The sequence below is a fragment of the Nocardioides fonticola genome, assembly GCF_039536805.1.
Taxonomy (GTDB): Bacteria; Actinomycetota; Actinomycetes; order Propionibacteriales; family Nocardioidaceae; genus Nocardioides; species Nocardioides fonticola.
Genome location: NZ_BAAAZH010000012.1, coordinates 294,976 through 314,579 on the forward strand (window position 1 = coordinate 294,976; position 19,604 = coordinate 314,579).

The 19,604-nt window shown below is 72.6% G+C and carries 27 protein-coding genes, 1 tRNA gene and 1 pseudogene; 16 read left to right on the forward strand and 13 right to left on the reverse strand.

Annotated features, from left to right (window positions below; all coding sequences use genetic code 11):
• Positions 1–43 precede the first annotated feature (43 nt).
• Positions 44–125 (reverse strand) — tRNA-Leu (locus tag ABD671_RS08845).
• Positions 126–323: 198 nt separating this feature from the next.
• Entirely contained in the window at positions 324–797 is a 474-nt protein-coding gene (bcp, locus tag ABD671_RS08850; RefSeq protein ID WP_344732954.1) for a thioredoxin-dependent thiol peroxidase, read from the reverse strand.
• 49 nt (positions 798–846) lie between these two features.
• Here bcp and ABD671_RS08855 point away from each other — a divergent pair, with 49 nt between their 5' ends.
• From ABD671_RS08855 to ABD671_RS08885, 7 genes are read left to right on the forward strand one after another with little or no spacing between them, the layout of a single operon-like run.
• Entirely contained in the window at positions 847–1,542 is a 696-nt protein-coding gene (locus ABD671_RS08855) for an energy-coupling factor ABC transporter permease (RefSeq protein ID WP_344732955.1), read from the forward strand.
• A complete protein-coding gene (locus ABD671_RS08860; protein WP_344732956.1) occupies positions 1,539–1,868 on the forward strand; it encodes a PDGLE domain-containing protein in 330 nt (109 codons plus the stop codon). The genes ABD671_RS08855 and ABD671_RS08860 overlap by 4 nt, the downstream gene beginning before the upstream one ends.
• The gene (gene cbiQ, locus ABD671_RS08865; protein ID WP_344732957.1) at positions 1,869–2,564 is read left to right on the forward strand and encodes a cobalt ECF transporter T component CbiQ; all 696 of its coding nucleotides are present in this window, start codon (positions 1,869–1,871) and stop codon (positions 2,562–2,564) included.
• Positions 2,561–3,334 carry an energy-coupling factor ABC transporter ATP-binding protein gene (locus ABD671_RS08870; RefSeq protein ID WP_344732958.1) on the forward strand — a complete coding sequence of 258 codons (774 nt, stop codon included), beginning with the start codon at positions 2,561–2,563 and terminating at the stop codon, positions 3,332–3,334. The genes cbiQ and ABD671_RS08870 overlap by 4 nt, the downstream gene beginning before the upstream one ends.
• A gap of 22 nt (positions 3,335–3,356) precedes the next feature.
• On the forward strand, positions 3,357–3,605 hold the full coding sequence (locus ABD671_RS08875) for a DUF3618 domain-containing protein (protein WP_344732959.1): 249 nt from the start codon (positions 3,357–3,359) through the stop codon (positions 3,603–3,605).
• A 16-nt stretch (positions 3,606–3,621) separates the two neighbouring features.
• Positions 3,622–3,945 (forward strand): GroES family chaperonin, encoded by a 324-nt coding sequence (locus ABD671_RS08880; protein WP_344732961.1) that lies wholly within the window; start codon positions 3,622–3,624, stop codon positions 3,943–3,945.
• 43 nt (positions 3,946–3,988) lie between these two features.
• A complete protein-coding gene (locus tag ABD671_RS08885; RefSeq protein WP_344732962.1) occupies positions 3,989–6,403 on the forward strand; it encodes a penicillin acylase family protein in 2,415 nt (804 codons plus the stop codon).
• A gap of 49 nt (positions 6,404–6,452) precedes the next feature.
• Here the strand turns inward: ABD671_RS08885 and ABD671_RS08890 are convergent, their stop codons facing one another.
• Complete coding sequence (locus tag ABD671_RS08890; protein WP_344732963.1) at positions 6,453–7,004, reverse strand: hypothetical protein; 552 nt, start codon at positions 7,002–7,004, stop codon at positions 6,453–6,455.
• 89 nt (positions 7,005–7,093) lie between these two features.
• Here ABD671_RS08890 and ABD671_RS08895 point away from each other — a divergent pair, with 89 nt between their 5' ends.
• A complete protein-coding gene (locus tag ABD671_RS08895; protein WP_344732964.1) occupies positions 7,094–7,480 on the forward strand; it encodes a hypothetical protein in 387 nt (128 codons plus the stop codon).
• Positions 7,481–7,647: 167 nt separating this feature from the next.
• Here the strand turns inward: ABD671_RS08895 and ABD671_RS08900 are convergent, their stop codons facing one another.
• Positions 7,648–8,520, reverse strand: coding sequence for a DICT sensory domain-containing protein (locus ABD671_RS08900; protein ID WP_344732965.1), 873 nt, complete (start codon positions 8,518–8,520; stop codon positions 7,648–7,650).
• A 63-nt stretch (positions 8,521–8,583) separates the two neighbouring features.
• Positions 8,584–9,927: pseudogene (locus tag ABD671_RS08905) on the reverse strand (FAD-dependent oxidoreductase); the annotation flags it as partial.
• 122 nt (positions 9,928–10,049) lie between these two features.
• Between ABD671_RS08905 and ABD671_RS08910 the strand changes: the two are divergent.
• The 4 genes from ABD671_RS08910 to ABD671_RS08925 all read left to right on the forward strand — a co-directional run bounded on the left by ABD671_RS08910 (position 10,050) and on the right by ABD671_RS08925 (position 12,663).
• Positions 10,050–10,541, forward strand: coding sequence for a hypothetical protein (locus ABD671_RS08910; protein ID WP_344732966.1), 492 nt, complete (start codon positions 10,050–10,052; stop codon positions 10,539–10,541).
• On the forward strand, positions 10,532–11,026 hold the full coding sequence (locus tag ABD671_RS08915; protein WP_344732967.1) for a hypothetical protein: 495 nt from the start codon (positions 10,532–10,534) through the stop codon (positions 11,024–11,026). Before ABD671_RS08910 ends, ABD671_RS08915 begins: the two co-directional genes overlap by 10 nt.
• 224 nt (positions 11,027–11,250) lie before the next feature.
• Positions 11,251–12,396 carry a CDP-glycerol glycerophosphotransferase family protein gene (locus ABD671_RS08920; protein ID WP_344732968.1) on the forward strand — a complete coding sequence of 382 codons (1,146 nt, stop codon included), beginning with the start codon at positions 11,251–11,253 and terminating at the stop codon, positions 12,394–12,396.
• 114 nt (positions 12,397–12,510) lie between these two features.
• The gene (locus ABD671_RS08925) at positions 12,511–12,663 is read left to right on the forward strand and encodes a hypothetical protein (protein ID WP_344732969.1); all 153 of its coding nucleotides are present in this window, start codon (positions 12,511–12,513) and stop codon (positions 12,661–12,663) included.
• A gap of 22 nt (positions 12,664–12,685) precedes the next feature.
• On the opposite strand, the gene ABD671_RS08930 is transcribed toward ABD671_RS08925, so the two are convergent.
• From ABD671_RS08930 to ABD671_RS08945, 4 genes are read right to left on the reverse strand one after another with little or no spacing between them, the layout of a single operon-like run.
• Complete coding sequence (locus tag ABD671_RS08930; RefSeq protein ID WP_344732970.1) at positions 12,686–13,333, reverse strand: hypothetical protein; 648 nt, start codon at positions 13,331–13,333, stop codon at positions 12,686–12,688.
• Positions 13,326–14,072: a hypothetical protein gene (locus ABD671_RS08935; protein WP_344732971.1), complete on the reverse strand. Its 747-nt coding sequence runs from the start codon at positions 14,070–14,072 to the stop codon at positions 13,326–13,328. The genes ABD671_RS08930 and ABD671_RS08935 overlap by 8 nt, the downstream gene beginning before the upstream one ends.
• Positions 14,069–15,196 carry a hypothetical protein gene (locus tag ABD671_RS08940; RefSeq protein WP_344732972.1) on the reverse strand — a complete coding sequence of 376 codons (1,128 nt, stop codon included), beginning with the start codon at positions 15,194–15,196 and terminating at the stop codon, positions 14,069–14,071. The genes ABD671_RS08935 and ABD671_RS08940 overlap by 4 nt, the downstream gene beginning before the upstream one ends.
• Positions 15,196–15,486: a hypothetical protein gene (locus ABD671_RS08945; protein WP_344732973.1), complete on the reverse strand. Its 291-nt coding sequence runs from the start codon at positions 15,484–15,486 to the stop codon at positions 15,196–15,198. The genes ABD671_RS08940 and ABD671_RS08945 overlap by 1 nt, the downstream gene beginning before the upstream one ends.
• A gap of 330 nt (positions 15,487–15,816) precedes the next feature.
• On the opposite strand from ABD671_RS08945, the gene ABD671_RS08950 reads away from it, so the two are divergent.
• From ABD671_RS08950 to ABD671_RS08965, 4 genes are all read left to right on the forward strand, one after another.
• Positions 15,817–16,050, forward strand: coding sequence for a hypothetical protein (locus tag ABD671_RS08950; protein WP_344732974.1), 234 nt, complete (start codon positions 15,817–15,819; stop codon positions 16,048–16,050).
• Entirely contained in the window at positions 16,047–16,238 is a 192-nt protein-coding gene (locus ABD671_RS08955) for a hypothetical protein (RefSeq protein ID WP_344732975.1), read from the forward strand. The genes ABD671_RS08950 and ABD671_RS08955 overlap by 4 nt, the downstream gene beginning before the upstream one ends.
• Entirely contained in the window at positions 16,235–17,224 is a 990-nt protein-coding gene (locus ABD671_RS08960) for a tyrosine-type recombinase/integrase (RefSeq protein ID WP_344732976.1), read from the forward strand. Before ABD671_RS08955 ends, ABD671_RS08960 begins: the two co-directional genes overlap by 4 nt.
• Positions 17,225–17,401: 177 nt before the next feature.
• On the forward strand, positions 17,402–18,178 hold the full coding sequence (locus tag ABD671_RS08965; protein WP_344732977.1) for a DUF4333 domain-containing protein: 777 nt from the start codon (positions 17,402–17,404) through the stop codon (positions 18,176–18,178).
• 4 nt (positions 18,179–18,182) lie between these two features.
• On the opposite strand, the gene ABD671_RS08970 is transcribed toward ABD671_RS08965, so the two are convergent.
• From ABD671_RS08970 to ABD671_RS08985, 4 genes are read right to left on the reverse strand one after another with little or no spacing between them, the layout of a single operon-like run.
• Positions 18,183–18,308 (reverse strand): hypothetical protein, encoded by a 126-nt coding sequence (locus ABD671_RS08970; protein WP_344732978.1) that lies wholly within the window; start codon positions 18,306–18,308, stop codon positions 18,183–18,185.
• Between the two features lie 29 nt (positions 18,309–18,337).
• Complete coding sequence (locus ABD671_RS08975) at positions 18,338–19,192, reverse strand: hypothetical protein (RefSeq protein ID WP_344732979.1); 855 nt, start codon at positions 19,190–19,192, stop codon at positions 18,338–18,340.
• 7 nt (positions 19,193–19,199) lie between these two features.
• Complete coding sequence (locus ABD671_RS08980; RefSeq protein ID WP_344732980.1) at positions 19,200–19,352, reverse strand: hypothetical protein; 153 nt, start codon at positions 19,350–19,352, stop codon at positions 19,200–19,202.
• A complete protein-coding gene (locus tag ABD671_RS08985) occupies positions 19,352–19,543 on the reverse strand; it encodes a hypothetical protein (RefSeq protein ID WP_344732981.1) in 192 nt (63 codons plus the stop codon). Before ABD671_RS08985 ends, ABD671_RS08980 begins: the two co-directional genes overlap by 1 nt.
• Positions 19,544–19,604 lie beyond the last annotated feature (61 nt).

Below are 19,604 nucleotides of genomic sequence, written 5' to 3' on the forward strand. Positions count from 1 at the left end.
GGCGGTCACCTCCTGCGGCGAGCCGTCACCATCGAAGGTCGAGTGCCGAAGGCGGGACTTGAACCCGCACGCCCGAAAGCACGGCATCCTAAGTGCCGCGTGTCTGCCAGTTCCACCACTTCGGCGAGCACGCGCAGTCTAGGAGGGCGACGTCGGACGTCGATCCTCGGCGTGTCCGATGGGCGGTTGCAGGGGCGCGACAGGACCCGACCAGATCGGCTGTTCCAGCCGAACTTGTCAGGCGAAACTCCCACTGGTCAGGGAATGCTTGCTGTGCCATGAAGGAGTTTCCCCGGCTGACCGGGAAAACTCCCAGCCGCCCCTCAGGCGTCCAGACCCAGATCCTTGCGCAGCTTCGCGACGTGCCCGGTGGCCTTGACGTTGTACTGGGCGACCTCGATCGCGCCGTCCTCGTCGACGACGAAGGTCGAGCGGATGACGCCCTCGACGACCTTGCCGTAGAGCTTCTTCTCGCCGAAGGCGCCGTAGGCGGCGAGCACCGACTTGTCGGGGTCGGAGAGCAGGGTGATGGTCAGGCCGTCGCGCTCGCGGAACTTCGCCAGCTTCTCCGGCTTGTCGGGGGAGATGCCCAGGACCTCGTAGCCGGCGGCCTGGAGGGAGGAGAGGGAGTCGGTGAAGTCGCAGGCCTGCTTGGTGCAGCCGGGCGTCATCGCCGCGGGGTAGAAGTACACGATCACCTTCCGGCCGCGGAGGTCGGCGAGCGACACCTCGGTGCCGGCGTCGGAGGTCAGAGTGAAGTCGGGGGCGGGGTCCCCGGGGGAGAGGCGCACGCTCACGCGTCGATCCTTTCTTGCAAGTATTTCGCAACAGCGTAGGGTGGTCGTCATGCACGTACCCGACGGCTTCCTCGACGCCCCGACCTCGATCGCCACCGGCGTCGTCGCGGGGGCCGCAGTGCTCGTCTCGCTCAAGGGTGCCAGGCGGGAGTTGGACGACCGCACCGCGCCCCTGGCCGGACTCGTCGCCGCCTTCGTCTTCGCCACCCAGATGCTCAACTTCCCCGTCGGCGCCGGCACCAGCGGCCACCTGCTCGGCGGCGCGATCGCGGCGGTGCTGGTCGGGCCGTTCACCGCGGTCCTGTGCCTGAGCACGGTCTTCCTCGTGCAGTGCCTGCTCTTCGCCGACGGCGGCATCACCGCGCTCGGCACCAACATCCTGCTGATGGGCGTCACGACGGTGGTGGTCGGCTGGTGCACCTTCCGTGCCCTCCAGACCGTCATGCCGCGCAGGATCTCGCTGGTACCGCTCCAGGCGGCGATCGGCGCCCTGCTGTCGGTGCCGGTGGCCGCGCTGCTCTTCGTCGGCCTCTACGCCGTCGGCGGGGTCGCCGACATCCCGCTCGACACCCTCGCCACCACGATGCTGGGCGTGCACGTGCTCATCGGCATCGGCGAGGCCGTCATCACCTTCCTCGCCGTCAGTGCAATCGTCTCGGTGCGCCCCGACCTCGTGTACGGCGCCCGCCGGGTGCTGGCCAAGCGCGACCTGCAGATCCGCACCGGCGACGAGGTGGCGGCATGAGCGCCCCGGTCGAGACCGGCGAGCGGACGCCGTCGCGGCGCGTCACCCTGCCGCGCGTCCTCGTCGCGATCCTCCTCGTCGCCCTCTTCCTCGCCGGCTTCGTGAGCCGGTACGCCGACTCCTCTCCCGATGGACTGGAGAAGACCGCCGAGAAGCTCGGTTTCGCCGACACCGCAGGACCGCACCACACGTCAGGCTCGCCCTTCGCCGACTACGCCGGTCCGTGGGCCGGCATCGTCGGCGTCCTGGTCGTGCTCGTCGTCGCCGGCGCCCTCACCTGGCTGCTGCGCCATCGTGGCGCGTCGGCGGCCGGCGGAGCCGACTGAGTGGGCGCCGGTCACGGCCATCGGCTCCACTACCACGGTCATTCGCCGCTCCACCACGCTCCGGCGCACCTCAAGGTGCTGAGCCTGCTCGGGTTCATGCTGCTCGTCGTCGCCACGCCGAAGACCTGGTGGTGGGCCTACCTCCTCGAACTCGGTGTCGTCCTGGCGGCTGTCGCCGTCTCGCGGGTGCCGATCGGCTACCTGGCGCGACGACTCGTCGTCGAGACGCCGGTGCTCGTGTTCGCGGCCGTGCTGCCGTTCGTCGCGCACGGCGAGCGCATCGACGTGCTCGGCCTCGAGCTCAGCCGGCCCGGCCTCATCGGTGCCGGCGCCCTGCTGGCCAAGGCGACCCTCGGCGTCCTCGCCGGTCTCCTGCTGGCCGCCACCACCGAGCCCCAGGCGCTGCTCGCCGGCCTGGAGCGGCTGCGGATGCCGGCCCAGCTCGTGGCGATCATGGCCTTCATGGTCCGCTACCTCGACGTCGTGACCGCCGAGTTCGGTCGCATGCGCGTCGCCCGTGAGGCGCGCGGGTTCTCCGCCCGCGACCCGCGCCACTGGCCGGTGCTCGCCCGCTCGGTCGGGGCGCTGTTCATCCGCTCCTACGAGCGCGGTGAGCGGGTGCATCTGGCGATGCTGGCGCGCGGCTTCGACGGGCGCATGCCCGAGGGTCTGCGAGAGGCGGGGCACGGCCGATGACCACTCCGGTACTCGACGTCCGTGGTCTGGCCTACGCCTACCCCGACGGACACCAGGCACTGTTCGGCGTCGACCTGCACGTGCACCGCGGCGAGCGCGTCGCCCTGCTGGGGCCCAACGGCGCCGGCAAGACCACCCTCGTCCACCACCTCAACGGCATCCTCGAGGCCGGCGCGGGCACGGTCGCCGTCAGCGGCCTGCCGGTCACCAAGCGCCACCTGCTGGAGATCCGGCGTCGGGTCGGCGTCGTCTTCCAGGACCCCGACGACCAGCTCTTCATGGGCAGCGTGCGCGCCGACGTCGCCTTCGGCCCGGCCAACCTCGGCCTGCGCGGCGCCGAGCTCGACGCCCGGGTGCAGCACGCGCTGGAGCTCGTCGGGATGGCGGCCTTCGCCGACCGGCCGCCCCACCACCTCTCGTTCGGTCAGCGGCGTCGGGTCGCGGTGGCCACCGTGCTGGCGATGGAGCCGGAGATCCTGGTGCTCGACGAGCCGTCGTCCAACCTCGACCCGGCCTCGCGCCGGGAGTTGGCCGACATCCTGCGCTCCCTCGACGTCACCGTGCTGATGGTGACCCACGACCTGCCCTACGCCCTCGAGCTGTGCGAGCGCTCGGTGGTGCTGCACGACGGCACGATCGTGGCCGACGGCGCCACCGACGAGATCCTGGCCGACGCCGAACTCATGCGCGCCCACCGCCTCGAACTGCCCTTCGGCTTCGACCCTGCCGCCGTGGCAGCCGCCCGTCGGGCGGGGGGAGCGGTTCGGTGAAGGGCGTTGGTAGGTTGCTCTCGTGAGCAACGAGACCTCCCGCCTCGAGCAAGAGATCGAGGAGACCCGCGAACGACTGGCGGCGACCATCGACCAGCTGATCCACCGGTCGAGCCCCAAGACGATCGTGGGTCGCGAGGTCGCCACCCTCAAGGCGCACTTCGTCGACGTCGAGACCGGCCAGCCGCGCACCGACAACATCCTCAAGGTCGTCGGAGTGGTCGTCGGCTCGGTCGCCGCGCTGGTGATCGTCCGCAAGCTCGTCGCCTGACCCGGGGTCCCACCTGATGTCGGAGAAGACCCCCATCAAGATGCTGCACGACCGCGTGCTGGTCGAGCTCGACAAGGAGGCCGGCGAACGCCGCTCCTCCGGCGGCATCGTCATCCCCGCCACCGCCGCCATGGGTGCGCGGCGGCTGGCCTGGGCGAAGGTCGTGGCCGTGGGCCCGCAGGCCCGCGCCGTCCAGGCCGGCGACCGCGTGCTCTTCGACGCCGACGACAAGGCCGAGGTCGAGGTGCACGGGGAGCTCTACGTCGTCATGCGCGAGCGCGACGTCCACGCGGTGGCCGCCGAGCGGGTCGGCGACGCGGCCACGGGCCTCTATCTCTGATCGCCACGACGTAACGAGCGTCACATCGCCTCGTTGAGCGAGCGTGCTCCGCTCCCTCCCCCTGGGCCGCCTGTTGCCCGCCGCCCTCGTGGCGGCCCTCGTCCCGCTGACCGCGAACGTCCCCATCGGCGCCAGCGCCGACGCCCCACCCGCCGATCGAACGCAGCGATACGAGGCCACGATCCGCTGGACGGCCCATGGCATCCCCCACATCACCGCCGACGACTTCGGGTCGCTCGGCTTCGGCAGCGGTTATGCGGCGTCCAGCCTCGTGATCTGCACCCTCTACGACACCGTCGTCACCGGTCGCGGCGAGCGGTCGCTGCACTTCGGCCCCGATGCCCGCTACGACGACCAGGTCACGCTGGACGCCACCAACCTCCAGGTCGACACCGTCGTCGGCGACCTGCACGCCCGCAAGGTCGTCGAGACGCTCTTGAAGGACGACGTCCGCGGTCCGGGCGCGCAGTCGCGTGCGATGGTGCGGGGGTACGTGGCCGGTGTGAACACCTGGATCCGCCGGCACGGCGCGGACATCACCGACCCGGCGTGCGCCGGACTCGACGTCCGACCCGACATCACGCCCCTGGACCTCTGGTACGGCGTCTACCTCGCCAATCTCCTCGCCTCGACCGGCGTGTTCGTCAAGGAGATCGCCGACGCCGCTCCGCCGTCGCTCACCGACCCCGGGCTGCCGACCCTGCCGGTCGCCGCCGACGTCGACCGTGACGCCCTGCTCACCTCCCTGGGGCGCGACCCGCAGCGGCCGTTCGGCTCGAACGCCACCGCCGTGGGAGGCGCGGCGTCCAGCACCGGCCGCGGCATGCTGCTCGGCAACCCGCACTTCCCCTGGCGCGGGCGCTACCGCTTCACCCAGCAGCAACTGACGATCCCCGGGCGCTACGACGTCGCCGGCGCCTCGCTCGTCGGCTCGCCCGCGGTGAACATCGGATGGAACTCCCGCGTCGCGTGGAGCCACACGGTCTCCACGGCGTATCGGTTCACGCCCTACGAGTACCGGCTGCTCGGCCCGACGACCTACCTCACCTCCGGCGGCGTCGCCGAACTCGAGCGGCGCGAGGTGCGCGTGCGGGTGAAGCAGGCCGACGGCACGGTGAAGACCGTCACCGAGGACCTCTACCGCACGCCGCAGGGCTACGTGATCGACGCCCCCGACTCCCTGATGCCGTGGTCGATCGCCAGCGTGTGGGCGATCCGCGACGCCAACGCCGAACAGCTGCGCACGGTGGACACCTTCCTCGAGATGGGCAAGGCCGACGACGTGCGCGACCTGCTGCGCCGCCAGGACGCCGGCGGCGGCATGCCGTGGGTCAACACCATCGCCGCGGACCGCACCGGCGACGTGCTCTACGCCGACCACTCGGTCGTTCCGAACGTCCCGGACTTGCTGGCGACGACGTGCATGACGCCGGTCGGCCGGGTCCTCGACCAGGTGGCCGGACTGCCCGGCCTCGACGGGACCTTCGCCGACGGCAGGTGCGCGTGGGGCACCGACGCCGACGCCGAGCGGCCCGGCATCCTCGGCCCGGACAACCTCCCGGACGTCGTGCGCCGTGACTGGGTGATGAACGCGAACGACTCCTACTGGCTGCCGAACCCGGCGAGCCCGCTCGAAGGATTCGCCGGCATCATCGGCTGCGAGCGCTGTCAGCGCACGATGCGCACCCGCATGGTCTCCCAGTACGTCATCGATCGCCTCGCGACGGGTCGCAAGGAGACCCCGGCCTCCCTGCGGGGCCACGAGTACGCGAATCGGGTGCGGGCTGCCGAGGTGATGCGCCAGGACGGCGCACTCGACGCCGTGTGCGATCAGACCGGCGAGTCGAAGGCGTGCGCCGCGCTGCGGAAATGGGACGGACGCTCGGACCGCTCCTCCCGCGGCTACCACTTGTTCCTCGCGTTCGTGGAGAACCTCCCGAGCGTGCCGCTCGACCTCGTCGACACCGTCTGGACGACGCCCTTCGATCCGAACGACCCGCTGAACACTCCGCGCGGCCTCAACGTCGACAACCCCGGCGTGGTCCAGGCGATGCAGACCGCGATCGACCAGGTGCGCGACGCGGGCATCGCGTTCGACGCGCGCTGGGGTTCCCTGCAGGTGGCGGGTGATCGGGGCGCTCCGCCTCTCCCGCTCGGAGGCGGGGAGGGCGACGACACCGGCAACGCCAACGCCCTGGCCTCCCAGAACCCCGCGGACAACACGGGCCGCTACCGACCGGTGACCTACGGGTCGTCCCACATCCAGGCCATCGCCTTCCTGGACGGCGGTCGGGTGCTCGCCCGCACGATGCTCACCTACTCCCAGTCCGAGAACCCGTCCTCGCCGTTCTCCGCCGACCAGACGCGTCTGTTCTCCCAGGAGCGGTGGGTGCACTTCGCCTTCAGCCCGGCGCAGGTGCGGCGGGCGACGATGCGGATCGAGGTGGTCCGGGGGTGACCGGGGAGCTGATCGGGGTCGCTCCGGGGCGTGGTCCCGGAGGGAGGGCTCACGCCTCGCGGAAGAAGCCGGCGCTGCCGAGCATGTCGGCGCAGCGGGCGCACAGCGCGACCGACTCGGTCGCCGCGTCGGCGGCGCCGCGCTGTCGGTGACCCCGCACGACCGCCTCGACGGGCAGGCGGTGATGGCTGCTCGCGCAGAAGCCGAGGAACGGCTCGGCGGCGGCCGTGCGGGCGGTGGGAGCACCGTGGTGTCCCCGCTGCGGCGCCGGGAAGGGGGTCGCCGCCGCAGCAGGGGAATCGGGGGCCGGCGGGTGGATCCGCACGGCGTGGGCGGGGACGGTCGTCGACCGCTCCTCGATGACGCGCTCGGCCAGGCGGGTGCCCGTCAGCAGCGCGGGATCGCCGGCGTCGTGCACGGCGAGACCGGCATCGACCAGAGCCCGGCGCACCTCGGCCGAGCGGACCCGGAACCCGAAGCCGCCGTTCGCCGAGCGCTGGCAGTGGGCCAGGACGGCGTCGTCGATCCAGGTGCCGCGCACCCACGCTCCGCTGACCGACAGCAGTCGGGTCTCGCGTCGCAGGGTGGTCGAACCGGTCATGTCCAGGTCAACGAGGAGGTGTGCCGGAGGTTACGCATACCCCAGGGGGTGTGACGTAACCCGAGGCGGGCGCGCACGTTGTTCGGGTCATGGTGTTCACGATCCGACTCGACGAGTTCCACCGCGCCCACCTCGACCCGATCACGGGTGCGGGGTTGATCGTCTGCCCCCGACCCGAGCGCGATGTCTGGCTCGACGGTCACTCGGTCTTCACCGCCGCGTGGGACGACGCCGTCGCCCACCTCGCGCGCGTCGGCTGGTTCCCGGTCCGCGACGAGCGCGACTTCCTGCGCTACGAGGGCTGCACCGCCGACGGTTCGCTCGTCGTCGCGGCGGCCGCCGAGCAGGCGCTGGTGCCGCGCGAGCCCGGTCATGTCGACACCGCGACCTGGACCGCGCTCTGCGAGGCGGCCGGCCTGACCCACGCGCCGCGTACGGCCCGCGCCATCGGGCCCGCCCAGCCGCCGCGCTCTTGAGCGACGCGACGGGCGCTGGGCTGTTCCGCCCGTCGCCCGTCATCGGCGCCCGTGATCGGCGCCCGTGATCGGCGCCCGTGATCGGCGCCCGTGATCGGCGCCCGTGATCGGCGCCGTCCTGCCGGCCCGTCTCCCCGCATCGCCGCGGGCAGACGGGCCGTGGCGTCTCAGCGGCCGAAGTTGTCGACGTAGGTGACCAACCGGCCCACCATCTCCGAGGCGGCCCGCAGGTCGGTGATGCCGCGGGTCGGGTCGCCGGCGAGCGCGTGGAGCACGGGTGCGGCGGCAGCGGCATCGACGCCGGAGGCCACGCCGGCGCAGGCGCGGGCGGCCTCGCGCACCGCGCTCGGCTCGAAGGTCCACACCGCCTCGAAGATGCGGTCGCGGTCGCGCACGTTGCCCTGGCCGGGCAGCTCCCAGGCGCTGAGCGCGACCGGCAGCTCGGGGCTGTCGCAGATGACGGCCCACTCGCGTCGCATGGGCGCGCTCTCGGCGAGCGGGATCTTGACCGGGGTGTAGGGGCCGTTGCCCGATTCCGAGGGCAGCGGTTCGCCGGGGAAGTCGGCGAAGACCATCGCCACCTGGGCCACCCGAGCCAGCTCGAGCCAGCGGTCGGCCGCCTTGTCGTAGAAGGCCGAGCGCTGGAAGGAGCCGAAGATGCGCGCACGGTCGGCCTTCGCGCAGAACTCGTCCTCGATGGCCCAGGAGAGGGCCAGCAGCGTGCCCTTGCGCAGCCGCAGCGGGGAGAGGTGCGGGTGGGTCTGGCGCATGCGCGCGAAGATGGACGGCGAGGTCGGCCGGGCCAGCTCGGCGACGTCGTTGATCGCTGCCTCGAGGCGGATGCCGGCCTCGCGGCGCGCGATCACGTCGAGCACGGCCTTGACGTCGTTGCGGGTGTAGCGGCGGTGGCCGCTGGCCAGGCGCTGCGAGCGCGGGAACCCGTGACGGTTCTCCCACATGCGCAGGGTGGCCACCGCGACGCCGGTCTGCTCGGACAGGTCACCGATGCTCAGGACGGCGTCCTCGTCGGACGAGATCACGGTGTACTCCTCTCAGGGGCGGGCGGGCGGGTCGGATGGTGCGATGGTGGTGGATCGGGCGTCTCAGCCGGCACGGGCCACGCGGGCTGCGCGGGCTCCGTGGTCGGGGTGGGCGAGTCCGAGACGGGGCAGGAGCAGGCGGGCGGCGCGCTCTCCGCTGGACAGCGCCCCCTGCAGGGACGGCGTGCTGCGGTGGTCGCCGCAGACGACGACCGATCCCTCGAGGGCGACGACCCCGCCCAAGCGGTCGCCGGCCGGGGCCGGCAGGGCGGGCAGCGCCTCGGGGATCTCGTGGCGTGCGATCGGGCGCCAGTGCGCGGTGTCGACGCCGTAGATCTCACCCGCGTGGGTGCGCATGCGCTGCTCGGCGACTGCATCGCCCGCCCCGGGGGAGAGCAGGGCGCTGCCCTGGACGAGGTGGGAGCCGGGTGGTGCGTACGCGGGCGCGGCCCGGGTCATCACCGCGGTGTTGACCAGGGGCCCGCGCCGGCGCAGGTCGACGTGGACGAGCGCGTCGGCGGCCGGTGCCTCGTCGGTGGCCCACCACTGGGTGACGACACCGCGCGGCTCGGGCGCCGGCAGGTCGAGGAGCCGCAGCGCGCCGGCGGCGTCCGCTGCACAGACCGCGGCCCGCGCGCGGACAGTGCCGGCGGAGGTGCTCACCTCCACGCCGTCGGCGACGGTGCGCACCGATGCGGCCTCGGTCTCGAGGTGGAGGCGGCCCGTCAGCGGGGCGGCCATGAGTTCGGGCAGGGCGCGGACGCCGCGTGCCGGGACGCCGGGGTTGCCGAGCAGGAAGGTGCGCAGCACCAGCAGCACGTAGCGCTGGGCGACGCGGCCGGGCTCGTCGAGCACGACTCCGGCGAGGAACGCCTCCAGGGTGGCGCGCAGTTCACCATCGATACCCGCGGCGTCGAGGCCGGCGTGCAGATCGAGGTCGGGAACGTGGTCGAGGCGCGGCACCAGCTGGTGGCCGGCGCGGCCGGCGACCAGGATCGGCCGCACCCAGCGCAGGAGCGCGAACGCCTCACCCGGGTTGCGCACGAGGGCGGCGAGCGCGCCGGGGAGGAGTCGCGGAGCGCGCGCGGGGTGGCCGAGGCGGCGCAGGCCGGCGTCGTCGCGCACCGCGAGCCCCGCGGTGAAGGGCTGGAGTCCGAGCCGCCCGAGATCGACCGCGCGTCGCAGCGCGGGGTAGGCGGGATTGAGCACCTGGAAGCCGCGGTCGACGACGTAGCCGTCGACGTCGTCGCTGCGTACCCGCCCGCCGACCGCGTCGGAGCGTTCGATCACCACGACCTCGGCGCCGGCCTCGTGCAGGACGGCGGCCGCACGGAGGCCGGCGACGCCGGCACCGATGACGACGACGTCGGCATCGGACGGTGATCGGTGGGTGGCCACCATCGCCTCCTGGGTGAATTTCTGATCGGTGTGTTGACAAACCTACCTTGAACCTCAACAGTTGTCACCGGAAGCTCAACAGAGCGTTCAGGTAGATGTTCAGGTTTCGTCGAGATCCCAAGGAGGCGGCCATGGCCCAGCCCCAGGGACCTCGACTGCGACTGGTCGGCGGGGTGCAGCACGTGGCGGGCGACACCCCGCCGACCTCATCTGTCGCAGGAGCCACCATCACCACCAGCCGTCGCGAGCACCCCTCCGCGGGCTCCGTGCGGCGCACCCTCCGCTCCCTCCGCCCCGATCGCCCCGTCGCGCGGCCGATGCTCCTCACGCCCTACGCCGCCACCGCGCTCGTGAGTCGCAACGCCACCATCGCGCTGCGTCACAGCCGCAGCGGGTTGACCCGCCGGCTGCGAGCCGGTGACCGCGTACTGCTCGTCGACCGCCGCGGCGGCCTCCACGATGGGGTGGTGGAGGACGTCGCCTTCACCGACGACGATGTGATCTACCTGCTCGGCCCCGAACCGACGGCCCCGACGCCCACGACGACGTCGTCCGCACGAATCCTCGACCTCGATCTCGCCCGGCGCCACCGCGCCGAGCGGGAGGACGGAGCATGGCGATGAGCACGGCCCGCACCGAGTACGACCCCCGCTTCCTGCCCGAGTTCTCTCCCAACCCGACGCTGGAGCGCCTCCGCGACGCGATCGCTCGGTTGCGCCGCTCGCGTGACCGCATGCTCGCCCTCGAGCGTCCCTCCCTCCAGCGCGGCATCGAGCGCACGGAGGCGATGATCGACCAGCTCGCCGACCGGCTGCACCGCGCCGAGGCCGCCTCGACGACCGCCGTCGTGGCCGCCACCCCCATCGAGGCCTGGGCCGTCCTGGTCGATGAGGAGGGGCGCGAGGTCAGCAACCGCACCTTCTGCGTCATCGAGCCCGACGACGGCTCCGGCAACCGCCGCGTCGACCGGGCCCTGGAGCTCGAGGGCTACCCCGAGGAGATGGCCCGGGCCGTCTCCCTGCGCCTCATCGGCTGCGACGGCGGCGAGGGCGAGCTCGCACTCGACGCTGTCGGCGACGCCCCGCTCTGGTTCGAGCGCTCCGCCTGACCCGCGCGCCGGGTTCGGCCGGGGTTCCGACGGACGCCCCGGTCTTCCGCGCGATGTGAACCACCCCACGCCCACGAGGCCCGTCCCGACCCCGTTCGGGGCGGGCCCGGCGGCGTCATGAGCCCCCGACGCGCCGGTTCGCCGCCCGTCGACCACAGAGGTGACCCGGCCGAGACAGGTTCGTCATCCAACGACCGTAGGATGCGCGCGTGCAGAGGATCTCGGTGTCGGTACTTGCCTACTTCGCTGACGACCCGACCCGGGTCTACCAGCTGGCCCAATGGCTGCCGGTGCTCGAGATCCTCGATCAGCGGGAGCCGGTGGCGCTGGTGCTGCGCCAGGAGGAGTCGGCCGCGATCCTGCGCGAGCGCACCCACCTGCCCATCGTCGTCGCGCCGACCTTCCCCGAGCTCACCGACCTCTACGCCTCGCTCGAGGACGCCGCGGTGGTGCTGTACTGCAACAACTCCCAGCTGAACTTCCAGTCGCTGCTCGACCACCGCAAGCTGCACGTGCACATCAACCACGGCGAGAGCGACAAGCAGTCGATGGCCAGCAACAACGCCAAGGCCTACGACCGGGTCCTCGTCGCCGGCGAGGCCGCCGTGCAGCGCTACCTCGGCACCCTCCTGGAGTTCGACGCCGCGAAGCTGGTGCGCATCGGTCGACCGCAGCTCGACCTGCACCCCGCCGCCGTCCTGCCCGAGACGCCCGGACGCCGCACGGTGCTCTACGCCCCCACCTGGGAGGGTGACGCCGACTACAACAACTACACCTCGGTCGACACCCTCGGGCCCGTCGTCGTGAGCGCCGCCCTGGCCCTGCCCGACGTGCGCGTGGTCTACAAGCCGCACCCGAAGGTCGTCACCAGCCAGACCCCCGCGGTGCAGCACGCGCACCGGGTGATCCTCGACCTGCTCGGCGACGCCGCCGCTCGTGACCCCGAGGCCGGCCACCGCGCCCTGCTGTCCGGCGACATCCTGGCCGTCATGCCCAGCTGCGACGCCATCGTCACCGACGTCTCCTCCGTCGGCCTCGACTGGCTCTACCTGTGCACCGACAAGCCCATGTTCGTCGCCGATCGGCACCGCGACGCCGACCGTCTGCGCGCCGAGGTGCCGGTGAGCCGCTGCGCCGACGTGCTCGACGTCGTCGACGACTGCGATGTCGAGCACCTCGCCCTGCTCCTGGCCGCCCGGCTCGAGCACGACGAGCACCACCTGGCCCGGGTCGCGATGCGGCACCACTACTTCGACGACCTCCAGGTCGGCGACAGCACCGCCCGGTTCCTCGAGACGGTCGGCGAGCTGGTCGACCTGCGGCACCGCCTGGTCGGGGGCCGTCCGGTCGACGCGGCGAACACCGCCTGAGGAGGACGAACGTCCCCTCAGGGGACGCCGCGCCCGGCCGATGGGGGAGCCGTGGGACGACGTCCCGCAACCCGGTCGCCCCCGCGGCCGGCGATCCCCCGACCGGAGGTCCTGGTGAAGCTGCACGCCCTCTACGTGCCCCCGGCCGGGCACCGTCCCGAGCGCCGCTCGTTCGAGGTGGAAGCCGACGACCTGCGCGAAGGTCTGGAGGAGCTGGCCCGGCTCGCGCCCTCGGGCTGGCTGCGGATCCTGCTCGAGGCCTCCTAGCCCTAGCCCGAGCCGGGGCCCCTCACCGCGCGCGCCGCGCCTCGGACCAGCGCCCGAGCCGGCGTCCCGCTGCGGTGCCCGAGCGCAGGGTGCCGAGTCCGACGGCGATCGTCGGCACGGCGGCGCAGACGGCCCAGCCGAGGCCGATCACCAGGCTCGCCGTCCGCCCGTCGCCGAGGTCGGCCGGGTCGGAGGGCGCCGCGGCCAGATAGACCAAGGTGATCGAGAAGAGGAGCAGCAGGATGCCGGCGGCGGCGATCGCCGCGCGCAGCAGCTCACGCCCGGAGAGCAGGAAGGCGAGGGTGCCGGCGGGGGTCGCGATCGGCGCCTGCGCCGAGCAGCGGCGGTGGGCGCGAGCCACGCGGCGGCCCGTGAGGACGACCCAGACCCCGAGCGCCGCGGCTCCGGCGAGGAGGGTGACCCCCACGAGGCCGACGAGGAGCAGGGCGATCGGATCGGTGCCGTCGGCAGCCCCGGCCACCCCGACCGCGACGACGATCGAGCCGACCAGGCCGAGCAGGAAGGCGCCCGCGCCGACGAGCAATCGACGCGGGGCGGCCAGTTCGCGCTGGAGGCGGGGCAGGAGGGTCGCGGCCAGGGCCGGGTCGAGGTCGCCGGCCTCCGCGGTGGCCACCGGCTGGCGGGCGTCGGGGGAGATGAGGTCAGGCACGGGTGTCGCCTCCGAGGAAGCCGTCGGGGTGGACGAGTCCGGTGGTGTCGACCAGGACCGATGCAGGTGCGTAGTGCGAGAGATCATCGATGACGTGCACGCTCGTGGCCAGCTGGCCCGCGACGACCGACATCGCCTGGCGCTCCTCCCCGCACGGCGAGATGCCCAGGGTCAGCACCAGCCGCCCCGGCGCTCCGGGCAACGGCAGCAGGACGCCGTACAGGCCGAGTCGTTCGGGATCGAGCTGCGGCAGCAGCTCGGTGCTCGACAGGTCGGCGCCCGGGCCGGCGCTGGCGTAGCCGCCGACGACCAGCCCGCGTCGTCCGTCGTCGAGCTCGACGTCGATGACGTCCTCGATGATCCCAAGCGAGGCGAGCACCCGGGCGCCCACGCCGAGCGGGTCGACGTCGCCGAAGGTCGGCACCCGCAGCACACCGAGGCCGATGGTCCACACCGTCGTGCGCAGCGTCTCACCGACGGGGAAGTCGGTGACCAGGCAGCCCAGGTGCAGCCATCGCTCGCTGACGGCCAGCCCGTGGGCGCGGCGGCAGGCGTCGATCAGCTGGTCGGCCTGCTCGGCGCTGAACCGATCGCCGTCGACGGCCAGCTGCGCCCGCAGGTAGGCCGTGAGGCGTTCGGGGGTGCGGAACGCGACGAGCTCGATCCACCCGGCGGGCAGGGCTGTGGCCAGGGTCGGGACGTCCCAGTGCTCGCCCGACCGGTCGTCGGGGGTGCTCACGAGGTCTCGTCCTCGAGGGTCGAGAAGGCGCCCTGCATGTCGGCGTACTTCGTGATGCCCCAGTAGCCCAATCCGTAGAAGAAGTCGTTGTTGACCGCGAAGCTCAACGTGGCCACCGACGCCCCGCCCATCGTGCTGCCGCCGGCGAGGGAGATCTGCGGGACGAAGAGGCCGCGCTGGATGTTGAGCTCGGCGTTGGCCGCGATCGGGCCGAGCGCCTTCGCGGCGGAGATGCCGACCAGCATGCCGGCGCCCTGGATCGCCAGGCCTTGGAGGGCGCCGTCCTCACCGTGGACGACGCGCAGCGCCTGGATGCCCATGTCGACGAAGGAGGCCACCTTCGCGACCGTGCTGAGCGTGCCGGCCAGCGCCATCGCGGGCGGGAAGACCAGACCGACGACGAACGCGACGATGGCGAGGATCGTGGCGATCGCGCCGACGATGCGCGCCAGCTTCTGGATGAGCGGCGCCAGGTTCTCCATGAACCAGTCGAAGGCGGCGCCGAGGGCGTCCTTGATGTTGCCGAGGGCCTCGCCGAGCTTGCCGAACAGGCCCGGCTCGTCGGGGGCCTGGCGTGCTGCGGTGTCGAAGGCCTGCGCGACGTCGCCCGCGTGGTGCTCGACGGTCGACTTCAGGGTCTTCGCCCGGCGCAGGATGTCCTCCAGCTCGCCGCGCCGCGCCTCCAGTGCGGTGCGGGCCGCGCTGGCGTCGTCCTGGTGCTGCTGGCGGGCGGCGTCGTCGGCGTCGGCGGCGGGCGGCTGCAGACCGTCGAGGTGGTCGCCGGCCTGGGACACGGCCCGGGCTGCGGCCAGTGCCTCCTGCTCGAGCTGGTCGGCCTGCCGGCGGTAGTCGGGCAGCTGGTCGACCCATCGGTCGAACGCGCGGCTGGCTTGCTGGAAGCTCGTCAGCGCGTCGTGGACGCGCGGGCGCAGCTCGTCGCGCACGGAGTCGCGGAACGCCTCGGCGGTGCGGCCGACCCACTGCTGGTCGCCGGTGCCCGAGAGCACGGCGTCGACCTCGGCGAGACGATCGACCGTCGTGCGCAGCCGGCCGGCCACCTCGGCGGCGGTGGTCTCGTCGCTGGCGACGGGGTCGAACCCGAGATGGGGGTAGCGATGGGTCATCAGCCCTCGCCCTCCAGGGCCGCGGCCAGCTGCTGGTCGAGCTCGGCGAAGGTGCGCTTGATCTCGGCCAGGGCGTCGGCGACGGAGCCGGAGTACTTCGAGAGCTTGCCGATGCCGTAGTCCCACTCGTCGCCGAACTCGCGCAGCCGCGAGCGCAGCGCGTCGATCTCGGTGACCGCCGATGCCCGCTCGGCCATGTGGCCGACCGGTTCGCGCAGGAGCGAGGCCACGTGGGTGAGGTCGCTGCGTGTGCGTTCGAGGGCGGAGAGATCGATGTAGAGGTCGGGCACGGCGGCGTCCTACCCCGAGTCGGCGCGCCTCAATCACCGCCCCGCGGGCGGCTCTCGTCGACCCCGTGAGAACGCCGAAGGCCCCGGTCGGATGACCGGGGCCTTCGGGTGCGGTACGCCATCAGGGACTCGAACCCCGAACCCGCTGGTTAACCACCCGTCGCCTCGGATCCTGACGGTAGTCCCCGGCCCGGTCGTCGTCGACGAGCCGCCGCGCCCGGTCCAGACGAGCCCCGTCCCCGCGCCCGTCGTGGCGCCCGTGGTCGCGATCGCTGCGGCCCGGACCAACGTCGTCGACCTCGCCGCCGTCCGCCGTGCTCGGAGGGCGTCGTGATCGCGTGCGCGAAGTGCGGCGCGACCGCCGAGCCCGTCGACCGCGGCCCGGGGCGGTGCACGCTCCCGCGCCCGTGGGAGCACTACTCCTCGGACGCGCTGGTCTCGCGTCCCACCCCGCACGAGTGCGGCGCGGTCTGGTGCTCGGACTGTGTCGGCGCGCTGCTCGCCGACCTCGTCGAGGCGATGCGGGTCACGGGGGCCGTCGCAGCTGTCGGAGGTGCGCGATGACGCACGACACGACTCACGACCCCTACACGTGCCCGTTCTGCCCTGCGGTGTTCGACCCCGAGGACGAGCGGACCCGGCTCGCCCTGGTCGCGTTCGAGCAACACCTCGACGTCCACATGATCCGCCGCGACACCCTGCGCCCCCGGGTGCCGGCGGTGCGGCTCCGGACCGTGCGGAACGCCGCGTGAGCGACGAGCGCGAAGGTAAAGAAACCCGCCAGCGTCCCGTACCCCCGGGGGTTTCCGGGAGTCCGGTACAGACGACGGTTGAGGACCCGTCCCTAGACCAGGGAGGGTCCTCAGCTATGACGATCACACTCACTGAACTAGCCCGGTGGGAAGCATGGATGCGGGCCGCGAACCGGTCCGAGGAGACGATCCGACTCCGGACCTACCACGTCCGGCGCGTCATGACCGACCTCGGGATCGACCCCTGGTCGGCGACCCCGGAGGACCTCGTCCGGTTCCTGTCCGCGAAGTCGACCGGATGGAAGCCCGCCACCCTGCGGAGCTACCGCGCCAGCCTCCGCGCGTTCTACGCGTGGGCCCAAGCCACCGGTCACCGACAGGACAACCCCGCCGCCCTCACCCCCGCCGTCAACGTCCCCCGCTCACTTCCCCGACCCCTCCCCGAAACGATCCTCACCGAAGCCCTCCGCGCCGCCGACGTCCGCGTCCGGCTCATGCTGCTCCTGTCGTCCGTGTGCGGTCTGCGCCGCGGCGAACTCGCCCGACTCCGCCGCGAGGACGTCGTCGAGGACCTCGACGAGACCGGCGCACGGCGTCACGTGCTCCTCGTCCGCGGGAAGGGCGGGAAAGAGCGGATGGTCCCGGTCCCGACGTCGATCGCCGGACCGATCCTGCGCGGCCCCGCCGGCTACGTGTTCACCTCCGAAGCGTGGGGCATGGCCGGCCGCCCCCTCACGCCGGCGCACATCGGAAGGCTCGTGTCTGCGGCGCTCCCCGACGGGTGGACGTGTCACACCCTGCGGCACCGGTGCGCGACCGTCGCCCTGGAGATCACGAAGGACCTCCGCGCGGTGCAGGAGCTCCTCGGGCACGCGAAGCCCGAGACGACCGCGATCTACACCCTCGTCCGCGTGAACCGGATCCGCGCCGCGGTCGCCGCTACCTCGAGCATGACCCCGACCGTCGACTACGACGAGGTTGCCTGAGGACTCCCCTTCCCCTCAGCCGCTCGTCGACGCCGTTCCCCTCCTCACGTCCCCACGCATCGGGGGGAACGGCGACAAGGGCCCCCGCCGGTGATCCGGCGGGGGCCCTCCTGTCGTCTGGACCGGCGGCGCGGCGGTCCGTGACGACGAGGGCGGCGGCGTCCTAGCCTCGACGGCATGACCTCGACGCCCCCACCGTCACCGCCCGCCGGGTGGTATCCGTCGCCCGAGTGGCCGAACCTCGATCAGTGGTGGACCGGGACCGCGTGGTCTCACCGGACCCGAGCGCCGGAAGCGTCGCCGAGGATCCCCGCGACACCTCCGGGCGCCCACCCGCCGCCAGCGCCGGAGACCCGCCGCGCTCCGGCGGTCGTCTCGCGGGGCCCGAGCACGGGCGAGCCGTCGCCGGCGTGGGGATGGTGGGCCGTCGCGCCGCCGATCCCGATCACGTGGGGCGCCTACCTGCTCGGGGCCTACGGGTCGGGCGCGGCGGCGGTCGTCACGCTCGTCGTCATGGTGGTCGTGGTGGTCGCGAGCGTGAAGGACGCGAACCGGCTCCGCGCGGCGGGCCTCACGAGTGAGGGGTTCGTGTTCTGGGTCCTGTTCGGGTGGGTCTACTTCGTCGCCCGGGTCGTGAAGGTCCCCACCCTGCAATCGGGGCTCCTCGTCGCGGGCGCGGTGACCTCGGCGGTCGTGACCGGGCTCGGGACCGCCGCGATCGTGTCGAACGGGTCGGCGACGTTCAACGCTGGCGGGAACGACGAGCGGGAGATCGAACGTCAGCTAGTCGCGCAGGTCGGGACCGAGGTGTCCCTCGACGTGGACTGTCCGACCGAGCGGGTCTCGGACGGCGACATTCTGACGTGTGAGGGCCGCGCGAGCGACGGGTCATTCTTCTCGGTGACGGTGACGATCAGCGCCGCCGATGGGTCGTACACGTGGGTAGCGAGCTAGGCCCTCACTCGGCGAGACCGGTGTAGGCGCGGAGCGCGTCGACGATCACGTCGGACACCGTGCGGCCCTCCTCGCGGGCCTTCTCCTGCGCTGCGGCGATGAGGGCGGCGGGGGCCGCGTAGGTCGACACGCGACGCCCGTCGGCGCGTTGGTTCGGCATCAGGCGGCGGAGGTGGTCGAGGTCGCGAGGTGCGCGATCGCGGCGTCGAGGGTCGGGAACTCCTCCCATTCGGTCGGCTCGCCGGTCTCCCACCACGTCGCGCCGGGGTAGGTGCCGACGACGAACGCGTCACCCTCCCACGAGAGGACCCGGACGCCGTCGGGCTGGTCGATCATGACGACGACCCCGCCGCCGCCGATCTCCTCGACGTCCCATTCGAGCGCGGGGTGGGCGGCGAGCTTGCCGCGCGCTCCGGCGAGACCGTTCGCGGCGAGACGCCGATCCTCGGGGGTCTCGATTCCGTGGGTGCTCCCGGTCTTGAGGTAGCGGTCAACGCGGTCCTGCACCTCGCGGACGATGCCGAGGTCGAGGACGACGCCGTCGGCGCACATGCCGCCGAGGGTGTTCGCGTCGATGTGGTCGTGGAGGGAGGAGTAGTCGGCGACGTCGGGCGGGAGGGTGCCGTCCCCGATGAGGTCGGAGATCTCGGCGATGGTGGCGTTTACCCACGGGTCGATGAGGTCGTCGCGGGCGGCGAGGGCCTTGGCGTACTCGGTGAGGATGAGGAGCGCGACGTCCTCGTCGGTTGCGTCGGGGGAGGGGCTCACGAACGTCTCGTCGTCGCCGTCGGGGCCGACGTAGAAATCGGAGGCGTGCGCGGTTGAAGGGCCTTCGGTGCGGTAGGTGCCCGGTCCGGCGGCGATGACGGAGCGCCCGCCGTCGGGGTCGTCGACGAACGGGCCGACGTAGAGCGTCGCGACGCCGCCGCCGGTCATCAGGATCGTCACGTGCCCGATTCCGTGGGTCGAAGTGAGGAGGTCGGCGATGTGGTCGAGGTTGAGGTCTCCGGTCATGGTGGGTCTACTCCTTGGGGGCGGTGTTGGCGGTGCGGGCGGCGCGACGCTCGGCGTCGCGGGTCATGCGGTCGTCGTAGAGGTCGCGGGCGCTGGAGGACCAGTCGTCCCACCCGATCGGGGTCGGGTGGCCTGCGGGCGTGAGACGCTCGGTGGTCATCACGCGGCAGCGAGGTGCGAGGGGTGGGTCACGATGCGGTCGCCGTCGGCGAACTCGATCACGAGCCACCGCGCGGAGCCGAGGCGCTGCGCGCCGACGACCCGGACGGTCTGGTTTCCGTAGGGGGTGACGAAGGTAGCGACGTCGCCGCGCTTGAGGGTGGCGGTCCGGGTGGTGGAGGTCGTGTTCATGAGTAGAACGTTAGCGGGTGTATTACACCCGGTCAAGGGGGTAGACGAAGAAAATCCGCCC

Excerpts from the sequence above, each read along its gene's own strand:
- ABD671_RS08940 (WP_344732972.1), bottom strand. The coding sequence starts at position 15,196 with ATGACCCATCGCTACCCCCATCTCGGGTTCGACCCCGTCGCCAGCGAC.
- ABD671_RS08870 (WP_344732958.1), top strand. The coding sequence starts at position 2,561 with ATGACCACTCCGGTACTCGACGTCCGTGGTCTGGCCTACGCCTACCCC.
- ABD671_RS08980 (WP_344732980.1), bottom strand. The coding sequence starts at position 19,352 with ATGACCACCGAGCGTCTCACGCCCGCAGGCCACCCGACCCCGATCGGG.
- ABD671_RS08915 (WP_344732967.1), top strand. The coding sequence starts at position 10,532 with ATGGCGATGAGCACGGCCCGCACCGAGTACGACCCCCGCTTCCTGCCC.
- ABD671_RS08955 (WP_344732975.1), top strand. The coding sequence starts at position 16,047 with ATGACGCACGACACGACTCACGACCCCTACACGTGCCCGTTCTGCCCT.
- ABD671_RS08860 (WP_344732956.1), top strand. The coding sequence starts at position 1,539 with ATGAGCGCCCCGGTCGAGACCGGCGAGCGGACGCCGTCGCGGCGCGTC.
- ABD671_RS08890 (WP_344732963.1), bottom strand. The coding sequence starts at position 7,004 with ATGACCGGTTCGACCACCCTGCGACGCGAGACCCGACTGCTGTCGGTC.
- ABD671_RS08895 (WP_344732964.1), top strand. The coding sequence starts at position 7,094 with ATGGTGTTCACGATCCGACTCGACGAGTTCCACCGCGCCCACCTCGAC.
- ABD671_RS08985 (WP_344732981.1), bottom strand. The coding sequence starts at position 19,543 with ATGAACACGACCTCCACCACCCGGACCGCCACCCTCAAGCGCGGCGAC.
- ABD671_RS08880 (WP_344732961.1), top strand. The coding sequence starts at position 3,622 with ATGTCGGAGAAGACCCCCATCAAGATGCTGCACGACCGCGTGCTGGTC.
- ABD671_RS08975 (WP_344732979.1), bottom strand. The coding sequence starts at position 19,192 with ATGACCGGAGACCTCAACCTCGACCACATCGCCGACCTCCTCACTTCG.
- ABD671_RS08855 (WP_344732955.1), top strand. The coding sequence starts at position 847 with ATGCACGTACCCGACGGCTTCCTCGACGCCCCGACCTCGATCGCCACC.
- ABD671_RS08965 (WP_344732977.1), top strand. The coding sequence starts at position 17,402 with ATGACCTCGACGCCCCCACCGTCACCGCCCGCCGGGTGGTATCCGTCG.
- ABD671_RS08910 (WP_344732966.1), top strand. The coding sequence starts at position 10,050 with ATGGCCCAGCCCCAGGGACCTCGACTGCGACTGGTCGGCGGGGTGCAG.